Below are 17,125 nucleotides of genomic sequence, written 5' to 3' on the forward strand. Positions count from 1 at the left end.
TCGCCGGCGCCGCGCAGCGCTCGACGCCTGCGCCGGGGCGGTTTCCCGCCCCCGAGCCGCTGCTCGAGGCGGCCCGCCATGACGGCGCCCGGGATCGCGATGACGGCGTAGACGAACGCCGCCGCGAGGTACACCGACATGTACCGCCAGTTGATCGCCCCGCTGAGGTATGCGGCGTGCATGATCTCGGCGACGGTGATCACGCTCGCGAGCGAGGTGATGTGGAACATGGTGATGGTCAGGTTCACGAGCGGCGGGATCGAGATGCGCGCCGCCTGGGGCAGGATGATGAACCGGAACCGGTCGGCGCGTCCGAGCCCCAGGGCGTCGGCGGCGTCGGTCTGCCCGTGCGGGAGCGCCGCGATGCTCGCGCGGATCATCTCGGCGGAGTAGGCGGCGGCCGTGATGGTGAGCGCGATGATCGCCGAGGGGATCGCGTCGATGAGCACGCCGAGCTGCGGCAGGCCGCGGTACACGATGTACAGCAGCACGAGGGCGGGCAGCCCGCGGCCCGTCTCGACGACCGCGATCGTCGTCCACCGGATCCACCGGCTCCGCGACTCGGAGAGGATCGCCAGGAAGAACCCGAGCGGGTACCCGATCACGCAGGAGACGACGGTGAGCATGATGGCCACGGCCAGGCCGGGCAGCAGGGCGGGGATGTGCGTCGGCCAATCCCAGAGCCATGAGAAGTCGTTCACAGTACGGCGTACCTCCGGGTCAGGCGGGCGTGGACGCCGCGCGACAGCGCACCGAGCGGAACGCTGAGCGCGAGGTACATGAGGCCCGCGAATGCGAAGAAGGTGAGGCCCTCGCCGAAGTACTGCACCTGCAGCCCGGCGACGAAGGTGATCTCGGCGACGCCGATGGTCGAGGCGAGCGCCGACTCCTTGATGAGGCCGACGAGGTAGGTCGCGACCGTCGGGGAGACCGCGCGGAAGAGCTGCGGGTACAGCACGTCCCTGGCGGTCGCGAAGCGGCCGAGCCCGAGTGCCGCACTGGCCTCCCATTGGCCCGGCTTGATGGCGTTCAACCCGCCGCGGTAGATCTCGGCCATGCTCGCGACCGCGATGACGCTGAGCGTGATGAGCGCCGAGGTCACCGCGCCCAGGGTGATGCCGAGCTGCGTGATCCCGAAGAAGACGATGAAGAGCCACACGAGCGTCGGCACACCGCGCACGATGTGCACGAAGCCCCAGTAGAGCGCGCGCAGCGGGGCGAACCGACTGCGCGAGAGCAGCATGACGGGGGCGCCGAGCACGATCCCGATCGCCCCCGACACGGCGGTGAGGAGGATCGTCATGCCCGCGGCGAGCGCGATGGCGAGCAGTGCGTCGCCCATGTCAGCGCCCCAGCACCGCGGAGAGGAAGCGGCCCACGCGCGGGCTCTTCGGCTCCGTCATGATCTGCTCGGGCTGCCCCTGCTCGACGATGGCCCCGTCGACCATCACGATGACGCGGTTCGAGACGTGGCGTGCGAACTCCATCTCGTGCGTCGCGATCAGCATGGTCATGCCCGAATCCGCGAGTTCGCGCATGACGGCGAGGATCTCGGCGCCGACCTCGGGGTCGAGCCCCGAGGTCGGCTCGTCGAAGAGCATGAGCTCGGGATCCATCGCGAGCGCTCGCGCGATGGCGATGCGCTGCTGCTGCCCGCCCGAGCACTGGCTCGGGTAGGCGTCGGCCTTCGCCGCGAGCCCGACCCGGTCGAGCAGGGAGCGCGCCCGCTCGCGCGCCTCATCGGCGCTGCGGCCGAGCACCCGCTTCTGCGCGAGCTCGATGTTCTGCGCGGCGGTGAGGTGCGGGAAGAGGTTGAAGGACTGGAACACCATTCCGGCCTGCCGTCGCAGGCGCGCGACCTGCGCCCGCGCCGGTGCGCTCCCCTCCGCGAACTCGATCTCCTCGTCGCCGATGGAGAGCGCGCCCGAGTCGGGCAGTTCGAGCAGGTTGAGGCATCTGAGGAAGGTGCTCTTGCCGGCGCCCGACGGGCCGATGACGGAGATCACCTCCCCGCGCCCGACGGCCAGGGAGACATCGTCGATGGCGCGATGCTCGCCGAAGCGCTTCACGATCCGCTCCGCGTTGAGGAACGGTCGCAGGGTGGAGCCGGTGTACGTCGTCGTTGACGTATCGATGACAGCCATGGGTTCGGTTCCTCTCGGCCTAGAGCTGTCGGAAGACGGTGTCGTAGAAGCGCAGCCAGTTCTCGCCCATGATCGCGGCGACCTCGGCCTCGGCGAAGCCGCGCTCGCGCAGGCACTCCTCGGCGTTCGGGAACTGCGCGGGGGTGCTGAACCAGTCGAGCGGCGGGGTGGGCCCCGGTTTCGACGGCCCCGAAGCGCCGTACTGGATCTCGCGCGCCCAGCGCCCCTGCCGCATCCATTCGACGTACGCGAAGCCGCCGTTCTGGTCGAGGTCGGTGCCGATGCCGACGCGCTCGATGCCGACCCGGTCGACCGTCCACGCGACCAGTTCGGACCAGCGCTGCGGGGTCGTGTACTCCCCGACGAGATTGCGGTACACGGAGACGCCGATCATGCCGTCGCGGTCGCGGAGCGCGTCGAGTACCCGATCCGACTTGTTGCGGGGGTGCGGGGCGAGCGAGGCGGGGTTCGCATGGGTGATGGCGACGGGGTCGCCGGACGCCTCGATGGCGTCGAGCGTCGTCTGCTCGCCGACGTGGGACAGGTCGATGACCATGCCGCAGCGGTTCATCTCCTGCACGACGTACTGGCCGTAGCGGGAGAGCCCGCTGTCGTGCGGCTCGTAGCAGCTGCCGCCGAGGTCGTTCTGGATGTTGTAGGTGAGCTGCCCGACGCGCGTGCCCATGCGGGCGAACAGCTCGACGTAGCCGAGGCGGCCCTGCAGGAACGACACGTTCTGGAAGCCCAGGATGATGGCGGTGCGACCGGACTCGGCGATGCGCCGGATGTCTTCGGCGCGGTAGGCGATCTCCACGAGGTCGGCGTTGTCCTCCGCCATGTTGCGCCACTTCACGATCTGGTCCATCGATTCGGTCGCGTCCTCCCAGAACCCGACGGTGACGGTGATCGCCCCGAGCCCTCCGGCCGCCACCTCCTCGAGGGAGGGGCGATTGCCGGGGCGCTCGGTCTCGAGCGGTGAGCAGAGCAGGCTGTCGACGTAGATCATCGGTCTCCTTCAGACGGACGCGTGGTGGGCGTTGGCGAGCGGGATGTAGTGGTCGGTGTCGCGGTTCGGGTCGGCGGAGTTCGCGACCTCCGCGGGGTCGAAGAGCCGCGTGAGCTGCTGACCCGGCACGTAGACGTCCTTCACCGTGCCGGTGTGCTGGCGCGACAGGGGCGTATCGGGGTAGAGGCCCGCGTTCCCCGGGTAGTAGACGTTCCACCAGTGCTGGGCGGGAACCTCGATGCCCTCGCGCAGCAGCGCGGCGAAGCCGTCGTCGTAGCGGGCTCGCGCCGATTCGGGATCGGCGCTGCGCTCCGCTCGGAACCGGCCGTCCTCGGCGCGTACCGGCGTCCAGTCGATGCCGACGCGCGCGAGCGCCAGGGCGAGGCCGGGCTCGGCTCCATCGGGCCGAAGGTCGACGAGGTGCACATCGAGGGCCGACTCGGCAGCCGCTGCGGCGATGCGGTGCACGAGCACGTGGCCCACCGTGTGCAGGCTCGCGCCGCGGCAGTCGATGACGAGCGCCCCGTCGGCGTGCTCCGCCGCGGGGGCTCGCCACGCCCGGGCCCGGCCCGTCTCATCGAGCTCGCGGGCCAGCGCGGCGGCGAACCCCGTGATCGCCGACGGGTCCGCGATCAGGGCCGTGACGAAGAAGTCGCGGGCGCCGTGCCACGAGCCCTCGGGCACCTCGAGCGCCTGCATCGCCCGTCCGCCCGCGAGCCGCAGCTCCCGGAACTTCATCGTGATCCGCTCCGCGGGGTCGTGGCGGGGCGCGACGATGGCGCTCACCTTCGGGGAGAGCACGGGCGCTGCGGATCCCGGGGCCGCGGCTGCGGGGTCCTCCGTCACGGCCGGGCGGTAGTTCCACCACCACTCGTCGGCGTGGGCCGTGGCGAGCTCGTCGCGGAACGGGGCGCCGTCGTAGATGAGTCCGAGCACGGAGCGGTTCAGGAAGTCCTCGGTGCGGTCGAGACCGTGGATGCAGGAGTTCATGAGCCGCACGAGCCAGACGGGGACGAAGTCGATGTCGTGGGGGTCGGCGTGCGGCACGGCGTACGGCATTCCGCGCAGCGCGACCGCGGATCGCGCCACGTGCTCGAGGGCCGGTCGCCCGGCGATGACGGATCCGATGGGCGTCTGCGGGTCGACGGCGTCGAGCGCCGCGAGGAGCTCCCGCGCCCGCGTCGGGTAGTTCGGGATCACCTCGTGCGCGCCGGGCACCTCCTCCGCAGGGCCGGAGCGGGGCTCCTCGGCGGCCCGCGACTGGTACCACACCCGGTCGCGGTGCTCGGCGTCGTTGAGCGGCATCCGGAACACCCAGCCGAAGGTGTCGAGCAGCGCCTCCCGCACCGCTGATGCCGGCAGCTGCGGGTCGAGGTCGAGGGTCTCATCGAAGTTCAGGCGATCCTGCACCAGCGCGTCGGCGAAGTCGGGGGCGAGCTCGATCAGGAGGGTGTTGAACGTGCTGAGCGCCTCCGGCGAGACGCGGCCGTTCACGAACCGGTGCGCCGCGGCGAGCGGGGTCTCCCCCGGCGCGCGCTCGATGTCGCCGCGTCGAGCGGCGCGGACGGCTGCGCGGATGCGGCGGAGGTCGGCGGCGAGCTGCTTGCCGTTCGTGAAGACGCGGTACTGCGTGTCTTCGAGGGCACGGTACTGGATGGTGCGGTCGAGCAGGGCCTCGAGCCGCGCGAATCGCGGATCCCCCGCTTCGATCGGCAGCTCCAGCGCGTGCCGGGCGGCTTCGACGGTGAGCGACACGTAGGTGTGGATCAGTGCGGGCCGGTTGTAGACGAACATCACGAGGCCGAGCGCGGAGCCGTTGCCGACTCCGATGTGCCGGCGCACCTCGGGCGCGAGGGCCACCGCGGTATCGGGTGCGTCGAGACGGGCGAGCTCCTCCACGACGTCGACGGAGAGCTCGCGCATCAGGTAGGCCGAGAGCATCTGCGCGTGGTACGACAGCGCGAGGGGGTGCCCGGGCGGAATGGCTGGGAACGACACGGACCCGAAGGTGCCGTTGCCGTCGAGGCCGGTGTTGCGCATCAGGTACCCGACGCGCTTCACCTCGGCGGCGTCGGGCTGCTGGCCCGCGGCCAGCGAGTCGCGCACGTGCTTGAAGAGGCGCAGGCTCTGGTTCGACCGCATCCAGATGAGCGTGCCCTCCGGGGCGCGCCCCTCGTACAGCTTCGGCAGCTCCGCGGCGGATGCCGCGATCTGATCGTCGCTCGCGATGCCGTCGATGAGCGTGCCGATCATGTCCCACGACGACCCGATGATGCGGCCGGTGCGATTCACACCTCGCGGTTCGCTGAGCCAGGCGGCGTAGGTGATGCTGCCCATCGGCGTCTCGATGGTGTAGCGGGCCGCTCCGTTGCCGCGCACATCGAGTTCGAGCAGGTCGCGGCGGATGCTCCATCCCTCCCGCAGCATCCGCGCGAGGAAGCTCCGCGATGCGCTCAGACGCGTCGGCTGCAGGGCTCCGAGGCTGCGCGGGTCCATCACCCGGTCGGGTGAGAACGCCTCGTCGAGGTAGGGATTCCGCATCGTATCCGCTCCAATCATCGTTGATTCATCAAGAGCCCCGAACCGGCTGATTAAGCTATATTTAATCATCATTCAGGTATATTGAAAACAGTAAACAGCCCTCAGCGGCGCGTCAAGAGGGCGCCGCCGAAAATCTCGGCGACAGTGAGAAGCAGCCCTCGCGCCGAGCGGCAGTCCCGGCGCACGATCGGAGAGAGCAATGTCCGGCCACACCACCCTGCAGTCCGTCGAGAAGACGATCCGCGTGCTCGAGGAGTTCATGCACTTCGACCGAGCCGCGATCGCGCTCTCCGAGATCGCGGAGGCGCTCGGGTGGAGCCGGCCCGCCACGCACCAGTACCTCACCACGCTGGTGCACACGGGGTGGCTGCAGCAGGACTCGCAGCGGCGGTACCGCCTCTCGATCCGCGCCGCCGCGTTCGGGCGCTTCGCGACGGCGCACGCGGGCGTGCCCGAAGCCGTGTCGCGGCGCATGCGCGCCCTCGTGGAGCAGCTCGAGGAGCCGATCTCGTTCGCCGTGCGCAACGGCGAATCGGCGCTGATCGTCGAGCGGATCGAGCCGAAGCGCTCCCTGTCCGTGCGTCGCGAGGCCGAGCGGATGCTGCCGCTCAGCTCGACCTCGGGCCAGGTGCTCCTCGCCTTCGACCCCCACGCGTCGGACGCCGAGCGGGAGCCGTACCTCGACGAGCTGACCGCGATCAGGGAGCGCGGCTACTCCGTGCACCGGGCGGTGTGGATGGGCGACGCGATCGAGGTGATCGCCGTGCCCCTCATGCAGGGCGACGAGTGCCTCGGCGCGCTGAGCGTCATCGCCCCCGAGGGGCGGATGGTGATGGAGGAATCGATCACCGTGATGCTCGAGGCGCGCCGAGCGCTCGAGAGCGAGCTCGCTGCCGAACCGGGTGCCTGACCGCGCTTACACTGGGCCCATGAGCGAGATCCTCTCCCCCGACGACGTGCTCCGGATCCGGATGCGCGCCCTCGGCCTCGCCGAGAGCGCCTGGGCCGACGGAGGCCGGAGCGCGAACCACGACATCGCTCCCGACCTCGCTCACGACGTCGCCCGCAGCGGAGCCGAGCGCATCGCCGCCGTCGCCCGGCGCATGCTCGCACTGCAGGGGCAGGACTGGCGGTCCGCGCGGTGGGCGCTCGGCGTGCGCGCCCCCGGCACCACGGCGGCCGACGTCGAGGCCGCGTTCGACACCCGACGCATCGTGCGCTCCTGGCCCATGCGGGGCACCGTGCACATCGTCGCCGCGGAGGACATCCGCTGGATGCAGCTCGCCACCAACCATCGCGTACTGGCGGGAGCCCCGAAACGCCGGGCGTTCCTGGGCATCGACGACGCTGCGCTCGACCGACTCGTCGACACGTCGCTGCTCGCGCTCGCCGCCGCGGGCACCGACGGCCTCGACCGCGACCGCCTCGCCGAGGCGTGGACGGAAGCGGGCATCGACTGGCAGCCCAACTGGCGGTACCACCTGATCTGGTGGATCTGCCAGAACGGCCTCGCCGCCTTCGGCCCGATCGGGCCCGGGGGCGAACCCCTGCTCGTCGCGACGGAGCACTGGATCACGGCCTCCCGCGATCTCGCGGGCGACGCGGCCCTGCACGAGCTCGCGGTGCGGTACGCCGCAGCCCGCGGGCCGTTCCGGGAGAAGGATCTCGCGTGGTGGACCGGGCTCACCGTCGCAGAAGCCCGAGCGGGAATCACCGCAGCGGCCGAGAGCGGCGCGCTCGTGCCCGCTCGGGCCCGGGACGCCGCGGGCGCGACGGTGCCCGGCGCCGCGGGGAGGCTGTGGGTCGATCCGGGGCTCCTCGGAGCGACCGACGACCCGACCCGCGAGGGACCCCTCCCGGAGTGGGTGCTTCTCGCAGCCTTCGACGAGCACCTGCTGGGCTACTCCGAGCGCTCGCCGCAGCTCGACCCCGAGCACTTCGCCCGCATCGTGCCCGGCCGCAACGGCATGTTCCTGCCGACCGTCGTGCATCGCGGCGGGGTGGTCGGCACCTGGAAGCGGCGCCGCGGGCGCGCCGGCGGCCTCGACATCGCACCGTTCCCGGGCGCGGGGATCGACGCCGGCGCGCTCGCGACCGCGAACCGCGCATGGGCGGCGTTCCACGGCGTCGCCGCCGGAGACATCGCGCTCGCCGAGTAGGCGGATCGGCCCGTCGCTAGAATCGACGCATGGAAATCGGCCTGATCGCAGTCGCCGCCGTGGTCGTGCTCGTCGGGACGTCGATCCTCGGCAGCAAGATCGGCGTCGCGGCCCCACTCCTCCTCGTCATCGTCGGCATCGGCGCTGGGTACCTGCCGTTCGTCCCGCCCCTCGAGATCGACCCCGAGATCATCCTCATCGGGGTGCTGCCGCCCCTCCTCTACTCCGCGGCCGTGAACGTGCCGCTGGTGGACTTCCGCAGGAATCTGCGCCCGGTGGTCGGCCTCTCCGTGCTGCTCGTGATCATCTCGGCGGTCGCGATCGGCTTCATCCTCCACTGGGCCGTACCCGCCATTCCGCTCCCCGCGGCCATCGCGCTCGGCGCCGTCATCAGCCCGACCGACGCGGTCGCCGCGACGTCCATCGGCAAGCGGCTCGGCATGCCCGAGCGCCTCGTCTCGATCCTCGAGGGCGAGAGCCTCGTCAACGATGCGACCTCGCTCGTGCTGCTGAAGACCGCGCTCGCCGCCGTCGCGGGCAGCTTCGTCTTCTGGGACGCGGCGGGCTCCTTCGGCTTCTCCGTGATCGCCGCCATCGCCATCGGCCTCGTGATGGGCGCGATCACCGTCTGGATCCGATCCAAGCTGCGCAATCCCGTGTACGACACCATCATCTCGTTCGTCGTGCCGTTCGTCGCCTTCATGCCCGCTGAGGAGCTCGGGGCATCGGGCGTGCTCGCCGTCGTGGTCACCGGCCTCTACACCGGGCACCACGCCGCGAAGCGGTTCTCGGCGACGGCCCGCATGAACGAGCGCCTCAACTGGCGCACCGTGCAGTTCGGCCTGGAGAACGGCGTCTTCCTCGTCATGGGCCTCCAGCTGCACACCCTCCTCGACGAGGTGGACGACACCCAGCTGCAGCTCGAGCACGTCGCGCTCGTCGCGCTCGGCCTCGTCGCGATCCTCATCCTGCTGCGGGGCCTCTTCATGGTGCCGCTCATCTGGAGCATGCGCGGCGATCAGGGGCGGTACCAGCAGCGCAGCGACGGGTTCACGCGCATCCTCACGCGCGCCCGCCGCGCCGAGACCACCGAGCGGCGGCTGCGCAAGCTCGAACTGCTGGAGCAGCGCTCCCGCGCCGACCTCGCCCACGAGCGCGAGCAGCAGCTCGGGTGGCGCGACGGCGTGCTCCTGTCGTGGAGCGGCATGCGCGGCGTCGTCACGCTCGCCGCCGCCCAGTCGATCTCGACCGATGTCCCCTACCGCCCCCAGCTCATCCTGATCGCCTTCGCGGTCGCCGTCGTCACCCTGCTGCTGCACGGGCTCACGCTGCCGCTGCTGATCTCGAAGCTCTGGCCCGAAGGGGCGAACGGATCGCGCACCGCCGAACTCCAGTCCCTCGGGCGCGATCTGCTCGAAGCGGCCGACACCGCGCTCGAGGACGAAATCGAGATGGATGCGGAGGCGCAGGACGGCCGGATCGTGGCCGACGACGACGTGGTGAAACGGGTGCGCGCGGCCGCGAAGAGCACGCTCGCGCCCCTCGTGTTCCCCACCGTCTCGACGGGCGCGACCCAGGCGATCGCGCAGGAGACGCAGGCAGCGTGCTATCGCCGGCTCGCGCGCACCGTGCTCGACGCCCAGCGCGACGCGCTGCTCGAGGAGCGCGCGATCGGCCGGTACAGCTCGCAGGCGCTGCGCGCCGCGGAGCTCGCGCTCGACGCGCAGGAGACGAGGATCACGCCGCCCCTCGCGCACTGAAGCGCACCGGTCACGCCCGCATGCGCACCGGGTTCTGGTGGTGGCTGAACACGATGCTCGTGCGGGTCGACGAGATCGCGGGGTGCGCCGAGAGGTGCTCGACGACGAAATCGCGCACGTGGTCGGAGTCGCGCACGGCGAGATGGATGATGAAGTCCTCGACGCCGCCGAGGAAGAAGAGCTGCATGACCTCCGGCAGTCCGCGCAGCTCGTCGGCGAGCTCCGTGATCCGCTGGCGCGCGCCCGACCGCACGGTGACGCTGACGAGCACCTCCAGGTCGAGCCCGATCGCGCGAGGGTCGACGGACGCCGTGAAGCCGGTGATGATCTTCCGGGCGACGAGGCTGCGCACGCGCGCGATGCAGGTCGACGCCGCCACCCCCACTCGCTCGGCGAGCTCGGCGTTGGTGATGCGACCGTTCGCCTGCAGCTCGTCGACGATCTTGCGATCCACATCGTCGAGATCTGCGCCATCACGCAGAATCTTCGAAGTCTCGACCACTTTATCTCGCCTTTCACTCATGTCGCGCTCACATCCACTCTCCACGCCGAAGAGTATTCAGAGCAACTGCAACTCTGACGAATATACTGCACACTGTAGAGGTTCGACCGCAATGGATCGCGCTGCACCCGGCAGGTTCGCGAGTCGGCACCGCATCAGTACAACGCAGATTCCATTGGAGCATCTCATGCGCGTCGGTATTCCCACCGAAATCAAGAACAACGAGAACCGCGTCGCGATCACGCAGGCCGGCGTCGTCGAGCTCACCCGTCGCGGGCACGAGGTGCTCGTGCAGGCGGGCGCCGGCATCGGCTCGGCGATCACCGACGACGAGTACGCCGCAGCGGGCGCGCAGATCGTCGAGGGCGCCGAAGACGTGTGGGCGCAGGCCGACATGATCCTGAAGGTCAAGGAGCCCATCGCGGCCGAGTACGACAAGCTGCGCAAGGGCCAGGTGCTCTTCACCTACCTCCACCTCGCAGCCGACAAGACGCTGACGGAGCAGGTGCTCGAGTCGGGCACCACCGCCATCGCCTACGAGACGGTGCAGGCCGGCCGCGCGCTGCCGCTCCTCGCCCCCATGTCGGAGGTCGCCGGGCGCCTCTCCGCACAGGTCGGCGCGTATTCCCTCATGAAGGCGAACGGCGGGCGCGGCGTGCTGCTCGGCGGCGTCACGGCGACGCGCCGCGGCAAGGTCGTCGTCATCGGCGGCGGCGCGGCGGGCGAGCAGGCCGCTCGCATCGCCTTCGGCATGGGCGCCGAGGTCACCGTGATCGACATCTCGATCCCGCGCCTCAAGCAGCTCGAGGACGAGTTCGGCGGGCGCATCCAGACGCGCACCTCGAACGCGCACAACATCACCGAATCGCTCAAGGACGCCGACCTCGTCATCGGCTCCGTGCTCATCCCGGGCGAGAAGGCCCCGAAGCTCGTCACCGACGAGATGGTCGCGCAGATGAAGCCGGGCTCCGTGCTCGTCGACATCGCCATCGACCAGGGCGGCTGCTTCGAGAACTCGCGCCCCACCACGCACGACGACCCCACCTTCCAGGTGCACAACTCGATCTACTACTGCGTGGCGAACATGCCCGGCGCCGTTCCCGAGACCTCGACCGCGGCGCTCACCAACGCCACCCTCCCCTACGTCGTCGCACTCGCCGACAAGGGCTGGGTCGCGGCGCTGCAGGCCGACGAGTCGCTCGCCAAGGGGCTCAACGCGCATGACGGCGTGCTCACCTTCAAGGGCGTCGCCGACGCGTTCCCCGAGCTCGCCTACTCGAGCGTCGACGAGGTGCTCGCCGCCCACGCGTAACCCGCGTCGCCGCGGCTCCCGCTCCCCGGTGCGCTGTTCACGGTGCAGTCGGGGCTCGCGGAGCGCGTAGTCTGGAACTCATGGATTTGAAGTTCTCCTTCGGAGGGGCGTCTCCCGATCATCATCACGATGACGGGGGCGCCCCTTCGGGCATTCCCCTCCCCTTCACCACGAAGGCGCCCGGGTCGACGAGCAGCGAGCTCGAGGCGACGGTGCGCCGCGAGGCCGCGCAGCTCGTCGGGGAGGTCGTGACGGGCGACGGCGTCACCTATGCTCGGGCCGAGGTGCCGCTGCGCGACGAGCGGCCCGACGCCGCGGCGCTGGCGAAGGCCGCGCGATCCGCACTCGCCCGCGCGGTCGCCGCTCTCGAGGGCCCTCTCGCGGAATCGGTGCGCGCCGTGGTCCTCGCGCTCGGCCCCGAGTCTCGCGAGGCGGCCGAGCAGCTCGGCATCGATCCCGCGGCCCCGGCGGTCGACGACGCGCTGCAGCGCAGGATCGGCGTCGCCGCGGGCACCCCCGTCCGCTTCGACGGCTGACCGCCGGCCGCACTCGGCCGCGCTGCCGGGCTGCCGCTCCGGCGCGTGCCGATCCGGCGCGCTCGTCGGCCCTTCGCGGCACCTCGCCGCCCGGCCGCCGCACCGCGCCGCACGCTCGAGGTCGCTAGCCGTCGTTCTGGAATCGCACGATGCGATCGAGCGCCTCCGCGACAGCGCTCTCGCCTGCCGCGTAGGAGAGCCGCACCGCGCGCGAGCCCGCGACCGGATCGAAGTCGACCCCGGGCACCACGGCGACGTCGGCCTCCGCGAGCAGTCGACGCGCGTATTCGACGGAGTCGGCGAAGCGCTCGAGCTGCGGCCCGAGCTCGGAGTAGTAGTAGAACGCGCCGTCCGAGGGAGCGGCGACGCCCCATCCGAGCGACGGCTCGGCATCGAGGATGAGCTTGCGCGCGCGGGCGAACCCGGCCACGATCGCGTCGCGCTCGGCGTACGACTCGTCCGTGAACGCGGTGAGCGCGAGCTCCTGCGCGGGCGCGGGCGGCGAGAGTGCGAAGTTCGAGGCGAGGGCCTCGAACGGCGCGACCAGGGAGTCGGGCAGGAGCGCCCACCCGAGCCGCCACCCCGTCATCCCCCAGTACTTCGAGAACGAGTTGATGACGATGGCCTCGCGGTCGAGCTCGCGCGCCGTGACGCCCCGGCGATCCTGCCCATCGTCGCCGAACGTGATGCCGTGATAGATCTCGTCGCTCACGAGGCGCACGCCGCGCAGCGAGCACCAGGCGACCAGGGCGGCGAGCGCCGCGCGATCGAGCATCGTTCCCGTGGGGTTCGCCGGCGAGGCGAGCACGAGCCCCGCCAGGTCGCCGTGCTCGCCCACTGCGGCGTCGAGCAGCTCGGGCGTCGGCTGATACCGCGTGTCGGGGCCGGTCTGGATCTCGATCACGTGCACGCCCAGAGCAGTGAGGATGTTGCGGTATGCGGGATAGCCCGGACTCGCGAGCGCGACGCGATCGCCCGGGTCGAATGCTGCGAGGAAGGCGAGCTGGAAGGCCCCCGACGAGCCGGTGGTGATCGCGACCGTCGCCGGATCGACTTCGACCCCGTACCACTGCCGGTAGTGCCCGGCGACGGCTTCGCGGAGCGGCGCCGTGCCGAGCGGGCCTGTGTACCCGGCCGGCTGCAGCGTGCCCGGAACGGCGCGCGCGCTCGGCTCACCAGCGCAGAGCGAGACGACGTCATGCCCGCCAGCCCGCCGCCGGGCGATCTCGTCCGTGATCCGCATCACTTCGAAGGCGGGAATGCTCGACCTGCGCGAGACCCGGGGCGGCACGGTTACTCCTGGGAGGGCGTCTCGGGTGCCGCCGCCGGCATCGTCGCCGTTTCGAGTGCGCGGCGGCAGCGGGCGCGACGGCGGCGTCTTGATGGGTCCTCCGGGATTCACCATGACTCCACGTTAGCGGGGTGCGCGCGTTCCACAAGCCGCAGGTAGCCGGAGAGTGCGGCCACGCCTTCGGTGGTCGTCGGGAGGCCGTCGCCGAGGCGATCCGACGAGATGAGGTGCGCCGACCACTGGGCGCGGCTGATCGCGACGTTCAACCGGTTCCTCATGAGCAGGAACTCCAGTCCCCGCGGCACGTCGGCGGCGCTGGATGCGGCGAGCGTCACGATCGCGATGACCGCCTCCTGCCCCTGGAACTTGTCGACGGTGCCGACCCGCACGGCGCCGAGCCCGGCGCGGTCGAGTTCGCGCGAGACGCACTCGACCTGCGCGTTGTACGGAGCGACGACGATGAGATCGGCGGGCGTCAGCGCGCGTTCGGCCGCTCCCGGGTTGCGCAGCGTGCCGCGGAGAGAGCGGCGCACCACCTCCACCACGTGCCGAGCCTCCTCCTCCGAATGCGTCGCATTGCCGGAGTGGGCCAGGGCGTGCCGGTGGAGGCCCGGGGCGCCCGCGCCGACGACTTCGCGCGCGGTGGCGCTCGGGTGCGCGCGCAGCCGGCCCTCGTACGCCAGTTCGGAGACCACGTCGGCGAGTTCGGGGCGCATGCGCCGCGTCTCGGCGAGGAAGTAGCCGAGGTGCTCCGGGATCGTCTCGTGGTCGCCGAGCAGCCACCCGAGCGCCGAGGTGTCGACGGGCTCCGGGTGCGACCCCTGCGACACCTGGGGCAGCTGCTGCGGATCGCCGAGCAGCAGCACGCGGCGCGCGGAGACGGATGCGGCGATGGTCGGAGCGAGCGAGAACTGGCCGGCTTCGTCGACGACGAGCAGGTCGAGCTGATGCCGACCGATGCGCTCGGGGTTGCTGAAATCCCAGGCCGTTCCCCCGATCACGGCGCCACGCCCCGCGCGCTGGTGACCCGAGAGGAAGGGGGCCTGCCCGCCGCTGCGCAGCACCGTGTAGGGCGCCGTCGCGGTGTCCGCCGGGTCGGCGCCCCGCTGCGCGGCCTTGCCGACCCGGGCGGAGGCGAGACCTGCGCTCACGACACCCGAGAGCACGTTCTCGACGACGCGATGCGACTGCGCGACGACCCCGACGACCCAGCCGTCCTCCTCGACGAGCCGTCGGATGACCCGCGCGGCGAGATAGGTCTTCCCCGTCCCGGGCGGCCCCTGCACCGCGAGCGCCGACCGGTCGAGTCGGCGCAACGAGGCGATCACCGCTCCGATGCGTCGCCCGTCGGGATCGCCGCCGCTCGCGGCGAGCGCCGCGTCGGATCCCGGCGCGACGAGCGCCGCATCGCCTGCGAGGCGGGGCGGCTCCCGGCGCAGCAGGTCGACGGCGGGGTCGGCCGGGAACGCTCCGCGATCGAGCGATCGAGCGAGCGCTGAGCCCCACTCCTCGATCGCACCCTTCTGCGCTCCGGCTCGCGGTGGCGGGCCCGGCGTCAGCGCGATCGGCAGCTGCGCGTAGTGGTCGGCGCTCGGCGGCAGCGTCTCCTGAATGGTCGCCCCCTCGTCCCGCGCCTCGACGATTCTGACCGGGCGCGCACCGCGGGATCCGGGCGCTGCGCCGTACTGCGGAAACGGCGCCGGATAGGCGTAGAGAGCGAACGCCTCCCCGTCGGGGCGGAAGCGCGACCCGGGGGCGGGCTCTCCGCCGAGACGCACGAGTCGCCGCTCCGCGCGCGCACGCGGAGGCGTGTGCCACTCCGCCTCGATGCGGCTCGCCTGCGGGTCGACGACGAGCACGTCCCGCGTGTCGGCCCAGTCCTCGACAGGATCAACCAGTCGCGCGAAGTGCGCCCACCAGAACGACTTCTGCTCGCGCTCGTGATAGTCGATGGCGCTCGCGGCGATGGCTGCCGCAGCACGGTCGCGCGGCCGGCCGAGCTCGGCGAACCGCTCCGCGTGCGCGGCGAGCTCGGAGCTCGTGCGGCTGAGCTCGAGCCGCGGCCCGCCGGAGTGCTCCGGTGCTGACTGCTCGGGCGCGAACGGGGCGACGCCGTGCTGCTCCGCGAGCTGCAGCAGCCAGTCGCGCAGTCGGAGCGTCGAGACGCAGTCGTACCGGTTGTACTCGCCGATCGCCTCCATCCGTCGCCGACCCTCGGCCCGCGCCGCGGGATCGTCCGAGACGAGCTGCGCGCTCGCCTCGGCGTACTCCGTCACCGACTGCTCGCCGCTCGTCACCCCGCCGGCGTCGCGCAGCTCGGCGCCCATGTACAGCGGTTCGAGCTTCTTGATCGAGTACGAGCGCGTGCCGACCCGCAGCGCGGCGCGCACGATCGGGTACAGGTCGACGAGCACGTGCTCGCGCAGCAGCGCATCGACTTCCGCCTCGCCCACCCCGTGCCGCGCCGCGATGGAGGCGAGGTGCGTGCGCTCGTAGGCCGCGTAGTGGTAGATCTTCATCGCGGGGAATCGTCGGCGCCGCTCGGCGACGAGCGCGAGGAACTCCTCGAGCGCTCGGCGCTCGGCGGCGAGGTCGTGCGCCCAGATCGCGGTGAAACGCTCTTCGACGTCGACCATGCCGAAGAGGTAGTCGATGCCCCACCGGGCGGTGTCGTCGGGGCCCGGTGCGCGGAACAGCGGGTCGCCCTCGAAGTCGAAGAACAGGTCCCCCGCGTCGGGGGCGGGAATCGCCGCGAGCGCCTCGGGCCGCGTGACGAGGAACGGCGGCGCCGATCCCCCATCGGCCGCGTCCCCGCGCTGCTGCAGCTGCGCCTGCTCGGCGAGCCGCTCCAGCACCGGCGCGGCGATGCCGGCGACCTGCAGCGCGCCCGATCGGGCGGCGCCGAGGCTGTCGGCGACGCGGTCGAGCGTGCGCAGACCCGCCGCGACGAGCGCGTCGCGCTGCGTCGCGCGGATGCCGGCGATGAGCAGCGGGTCGCGGGTGCGCTCGACCTCGGGCGCGCACACCTCGCACCGCCCGCAGGCGACGATGCCCGCAGCACCCCAGGCGACGGCCTCCGCGTGCGCCCGCACGCCGTCGTCGCCCGCGGCGCGGAACCGGTCGACGATGAGCGCGTGCAGACGGGCGCGGCGGGCGCGGAACACGGGTGCGATGTCGGAGATGCGATGCCGCGACTCCGCGCCGTCGCCGAGGATCAGCACCGCCGTCTCCGAGACGGGAACGCCGACGCGCTCGAGCTGCTCGGCGTACGCGGCGAGCTGCATCACGGCGGTCACCTTCGCGCGACGTGCGAGCTTCGTGTCCTGCACCTCGTACCGGCCGTCGGGTCGGCGCCGCAGGAAGTCGGCGAACCCGACGAATCCGATCTCGGGGTCGCCGCCGCTCGCGGCGCGCTGCTGCGGGTCGAAGAAGGTGGCCTGGAACACGACCTCCGCGCCGCCGGCGAGCGCGGACACGGTCTCGAAGGCGACGACCCCGAGGTCGTCGGCCGACATCGACTGCGGGCGCGGCACGGAGACCACGCCGCCGGGCGCACCCGCCTCGCCCGCGCCGAACCGGTCGACGTACGCGGCGAGCACGCGCTCCTCGTGCGCATCGCCGAGTCGCGCCGCGCGCCGCAGCATCGGGTCGTCGTCGGGGGGCACCGAGACGTCGCGCCCGAGCTTCGCGTCGAGCCGTCTCAGGAACGCGAATTCGCAGCGACTCGCCGCCGTGAGGTCGCTCGCGCTGGTGACGATGCGCTGCCCGGCGCCGTCCGGGCGATCCTGCACGAACATGCGGGCTCCTCTCGTTCACGGCGACCTCCGCCGACTCGCCCGACGCTGCCGGGCGCCCCCGACGCTTCCGGTGGCCC

General features: G+C 71.7%; 13 protein-coding genes. 5 read left to right on the forward strand and 8 right to left on the reverse strand.

The annotated features are described in order from the left end of the window. From NS354_RS03435 to NS354_RS03455, 5 genes are all read right to left on the reverse strand, one after another. Nucleotides 1-701 (reverse strand): amino acid ABC transporter permease (locus NS354_RS03435; RefSeq protein WP_058593215.1); only part of this gene is annotated, 701 nt, incomplete at its 3' end. Then, complete coding sequence (locus tag NS354_RS03440; RefSeq protein WP_058593216.1) at nt 698-1,342, reverse strand: amino acid ABC transporter permease; 645 nt, start codon at nt 1,340-1,342, stop codon at nt 698-700. The genes NS354_RS03435 and NS354_RS03440, both read right to left, overlap by 4 nt. A gap of 1 nt (nt 1,343) precedes the next feature. Further along, the gene (locus NS354_RS03445; RefSeq protein ID WP_058593217.1) at nt 1,344-2,144 is read right to left on the reverse strand and encodes an amino acid ABC transporter ATP-binding protein; all 801 of its coding nucleotides are present in this window, start codon (nt 2,142-2,144) and stop codon (nt 1,344-1,346) included. Between the two features lie 19 nt (nt 2,145-2,163). Further along, the gene (locus tag NS354_RS03450; RefSeq protein ID WP_058593218.1) at nt 2,164-3,150 is read right to left on the reverse strand and encodes a dipeptidase; all 987 of its coding nucleotides are present in this window, start codon (nt 3,148-3,150) and stop codon (nt 2,164-2,166) included. Nucleotides 3,151-3,159: 9 nt separating this feature from the next. After that, nucleotides 3,160-5,691, reverse strand: coding sequence for a hypothetical protein (locus NS354_RS03455; RefSeq protein WP_058593219.1), 2,532 nt, complete (start codon nt 5,689-5,691; stop codon nt 3,160-3,162). Nucleotides 5,692-5,890: 199 nt separating this feature from the next. On the opposite strand from NS354_RS03455, the gene NS354_RS03460 reads away from it, so the two are divergent. The 3 genes from NS354_RS03460 to NS354_RS03470 are packed head-to-tail and all read left to right on the forward strand — an operon-like array spanning nt 5,891 to nt 9,610. Next, complete coding sequence (locus NS354_RS03460; RefSeq protein ID WP_058593220.1) at nt 5,891-6,601, forward strand: IclR family transcriptional regulator; 711 nt, start codon at nt 5,891-5,893, stop codon at nt 6,599-6,601. 19 nt (nt 6,602-6,620) lie between these two features. After that, a complete protein-coding gene (locus NS354_RS03465; protein WP_058593221.1) occupies nt 6,621-7,850 on the forward strand; it encodes a winged helix DNA-binding domain-containing protein in 1,230 nt (409 codons plus the stop codon). Nucleotides 7,851-7,879: 29 nt separating this feature from the next. After that, nucleotides 7,880-9,610, forward strand: coding sequence for a cation:proton antiporter (locus NS354_RS03470; RefSeq protein WP_058593222.1), 1,731 nt, complete (start codon nt 7,880-7,882; stop codon nt 9,608-9,610). 10 nt (nt 9,611-9,620) lie between these two features. Here the strand turns inward: NS354_RS03470 and NS354_RS03475 are convergent, their stop codons facing one another. Then, nucleotides 9,621-10,112, reverse strand: coding sequence for an Lrp/AsnC family transcriptional regulator (locus NS354_RS03475; RefSeq protein ID WP_241490324.1), 492 nt, complete (start codon nt 10,110-10,112; stop codon nt 9,621-9,623). 187 nt (nt 10,113-10,299) lie between these two features. Here NS354_RS03475 and ald point away from each other — a divergent pair, with 187 nt between their 5' ends. Together ald and NS354_RS03485 are read left to right on the forward strand one after the other, a co-directional pair. Continuing rightward, nucleotides 10,300-11,424, forward strand: a complete 1,125-nt coding sequence (ald, locus tag NS354_RS03480) for an alanine dehydrogenase (RefSeq protein ID WP_058593224.1) — start codon at nt 10,300-10,302, stop codon at nt 11,422-11,424. Nucleotides 11,425-11,504: 80 nt separating this feature from the next. Further along, entirely contained in the window at nt 11,505-11,960 is a 456-nt protein-coding gene (locus NS354_RS03485; protein ID WP_058593225.1) for a hypothetical protein, read from the forward strand. Between the two features lie 124 nt (nt 11,961-12,084). Here NS354_RS03485 and NS354_RS03490 read toward each other — a convergent pair whose 3' ends face one another. Both NS354_RS03490 and NS354_RS03495 read right to left on the reverse strand, forming a co-directional pair. Continuing rightward, a complete protein-coding gene (locus NS354_RS03490) occupies nt 12,085-13,365 on the reverse strand; it encodes a pyridoxal phosphate-dependent aminotransferase (RefSeq protein WP_058593226.1) in 1,281 nt (426 codons plus the stop codon). Further along, a complete protein-coding gene (locus NS354_RS03495; protein WP_058593227.1) occupies nt 13,359-17,048 on the reverse strand; it encodes a TM0106 family RecB-like putative nuclease in 3,690 nt (1,229 codons plus the stop codon). The genes NS354_RS03490 and NS354_RS03495 overlap by 7 nt, the downstream gene beginning before the upstream one ends. Nucleotides 17,049-17,125: the final 77 nt, after the last annotated feature.

This window comes from Leucobacter chromiiresistens (assembly GCF_001477055.1).
GTDB classification, from domain to species: Bacteria; Actinomycetota; Actinomycetes; order Actinomycetales; family Microbacteriaceae; genus Leucobacter; species Leucobacter chromiiresistens_A.

Coding starts and splice junctions, on each gene's coding strand:
- NS354_RS03495 (WP_058593227.1), bottom strand. CDS start 17,048: ATGTTCGTGCAGGATCGCCCGGACGGCGCCGGGCAGCGCATCGTCACC.
- NS354_RS03485 (WP_058593225.1), top strand. CDS start 11,505: ATGGATTTGAAGTTCTCCTTCGGAGGGGCGTCTCCCGATCATCATCAC.
- NS354_RS03450 (WP_058593218.1), bottom strand. CDS start 3,150: ATGATCTACGTCGACAGCCTGCTCTGCTCACCGCTCGAGACCGAGCGC.
- ald (WP_058593224.1), top strand. CDS start 10,300: ATGCGCGTCGGTATTCCCACCGAAATCAAGAACAACGAGAACCGCGTC.
- NS354_RS03440 (WP_058593216.1), bottom strand. CDS start 1,342: ATGGGCGACGCACTGCTCGCCATCGCGCTCGCCGCGGGCATGACGATC.
- NS354_RS03490 (WP_058593226.1), bottom strand. CDS start 13,365: ATGGTGAATCCCGGAGGACCCATCAAGACGCCGCCGTCGCGCCCGCTG.
- NS354_RS03460 (WP_058593220.1), top strand. CDS start 5,891: ATGTCCGGCCACACCACCCTGCAGTCCGTCGAGAAGACGATCCGCGTG.
- NS354_RS03465 (WP_058593221.1), top strand. CDS start 6,621: ATGAGCGAGATCCTCTCCCCCGACGACGTGCTCCGGATCCGGATGCGC.
- NS354_RS03455 (WP_058593219.1), bottom strand. CDS start 5,691: ATGCGGAATCCCTACCTCGACGAGGCGTTCTCACCCGACCGGGTGATG.
- NS354_RS03470 (WP_058593222.1), top strand. CDS start 7,880: ATGGAAATCGGCCTGATCGCAGTCGCCGCCGTGGTCGTGCTCGTCGGG.
- NS354_RS03445 (WP_058593217.1), bottom strand. CDS start 2,144: ATGGCTGTCATCGATACGTCAACGACGACGTACACCGGCTCCACCCTG.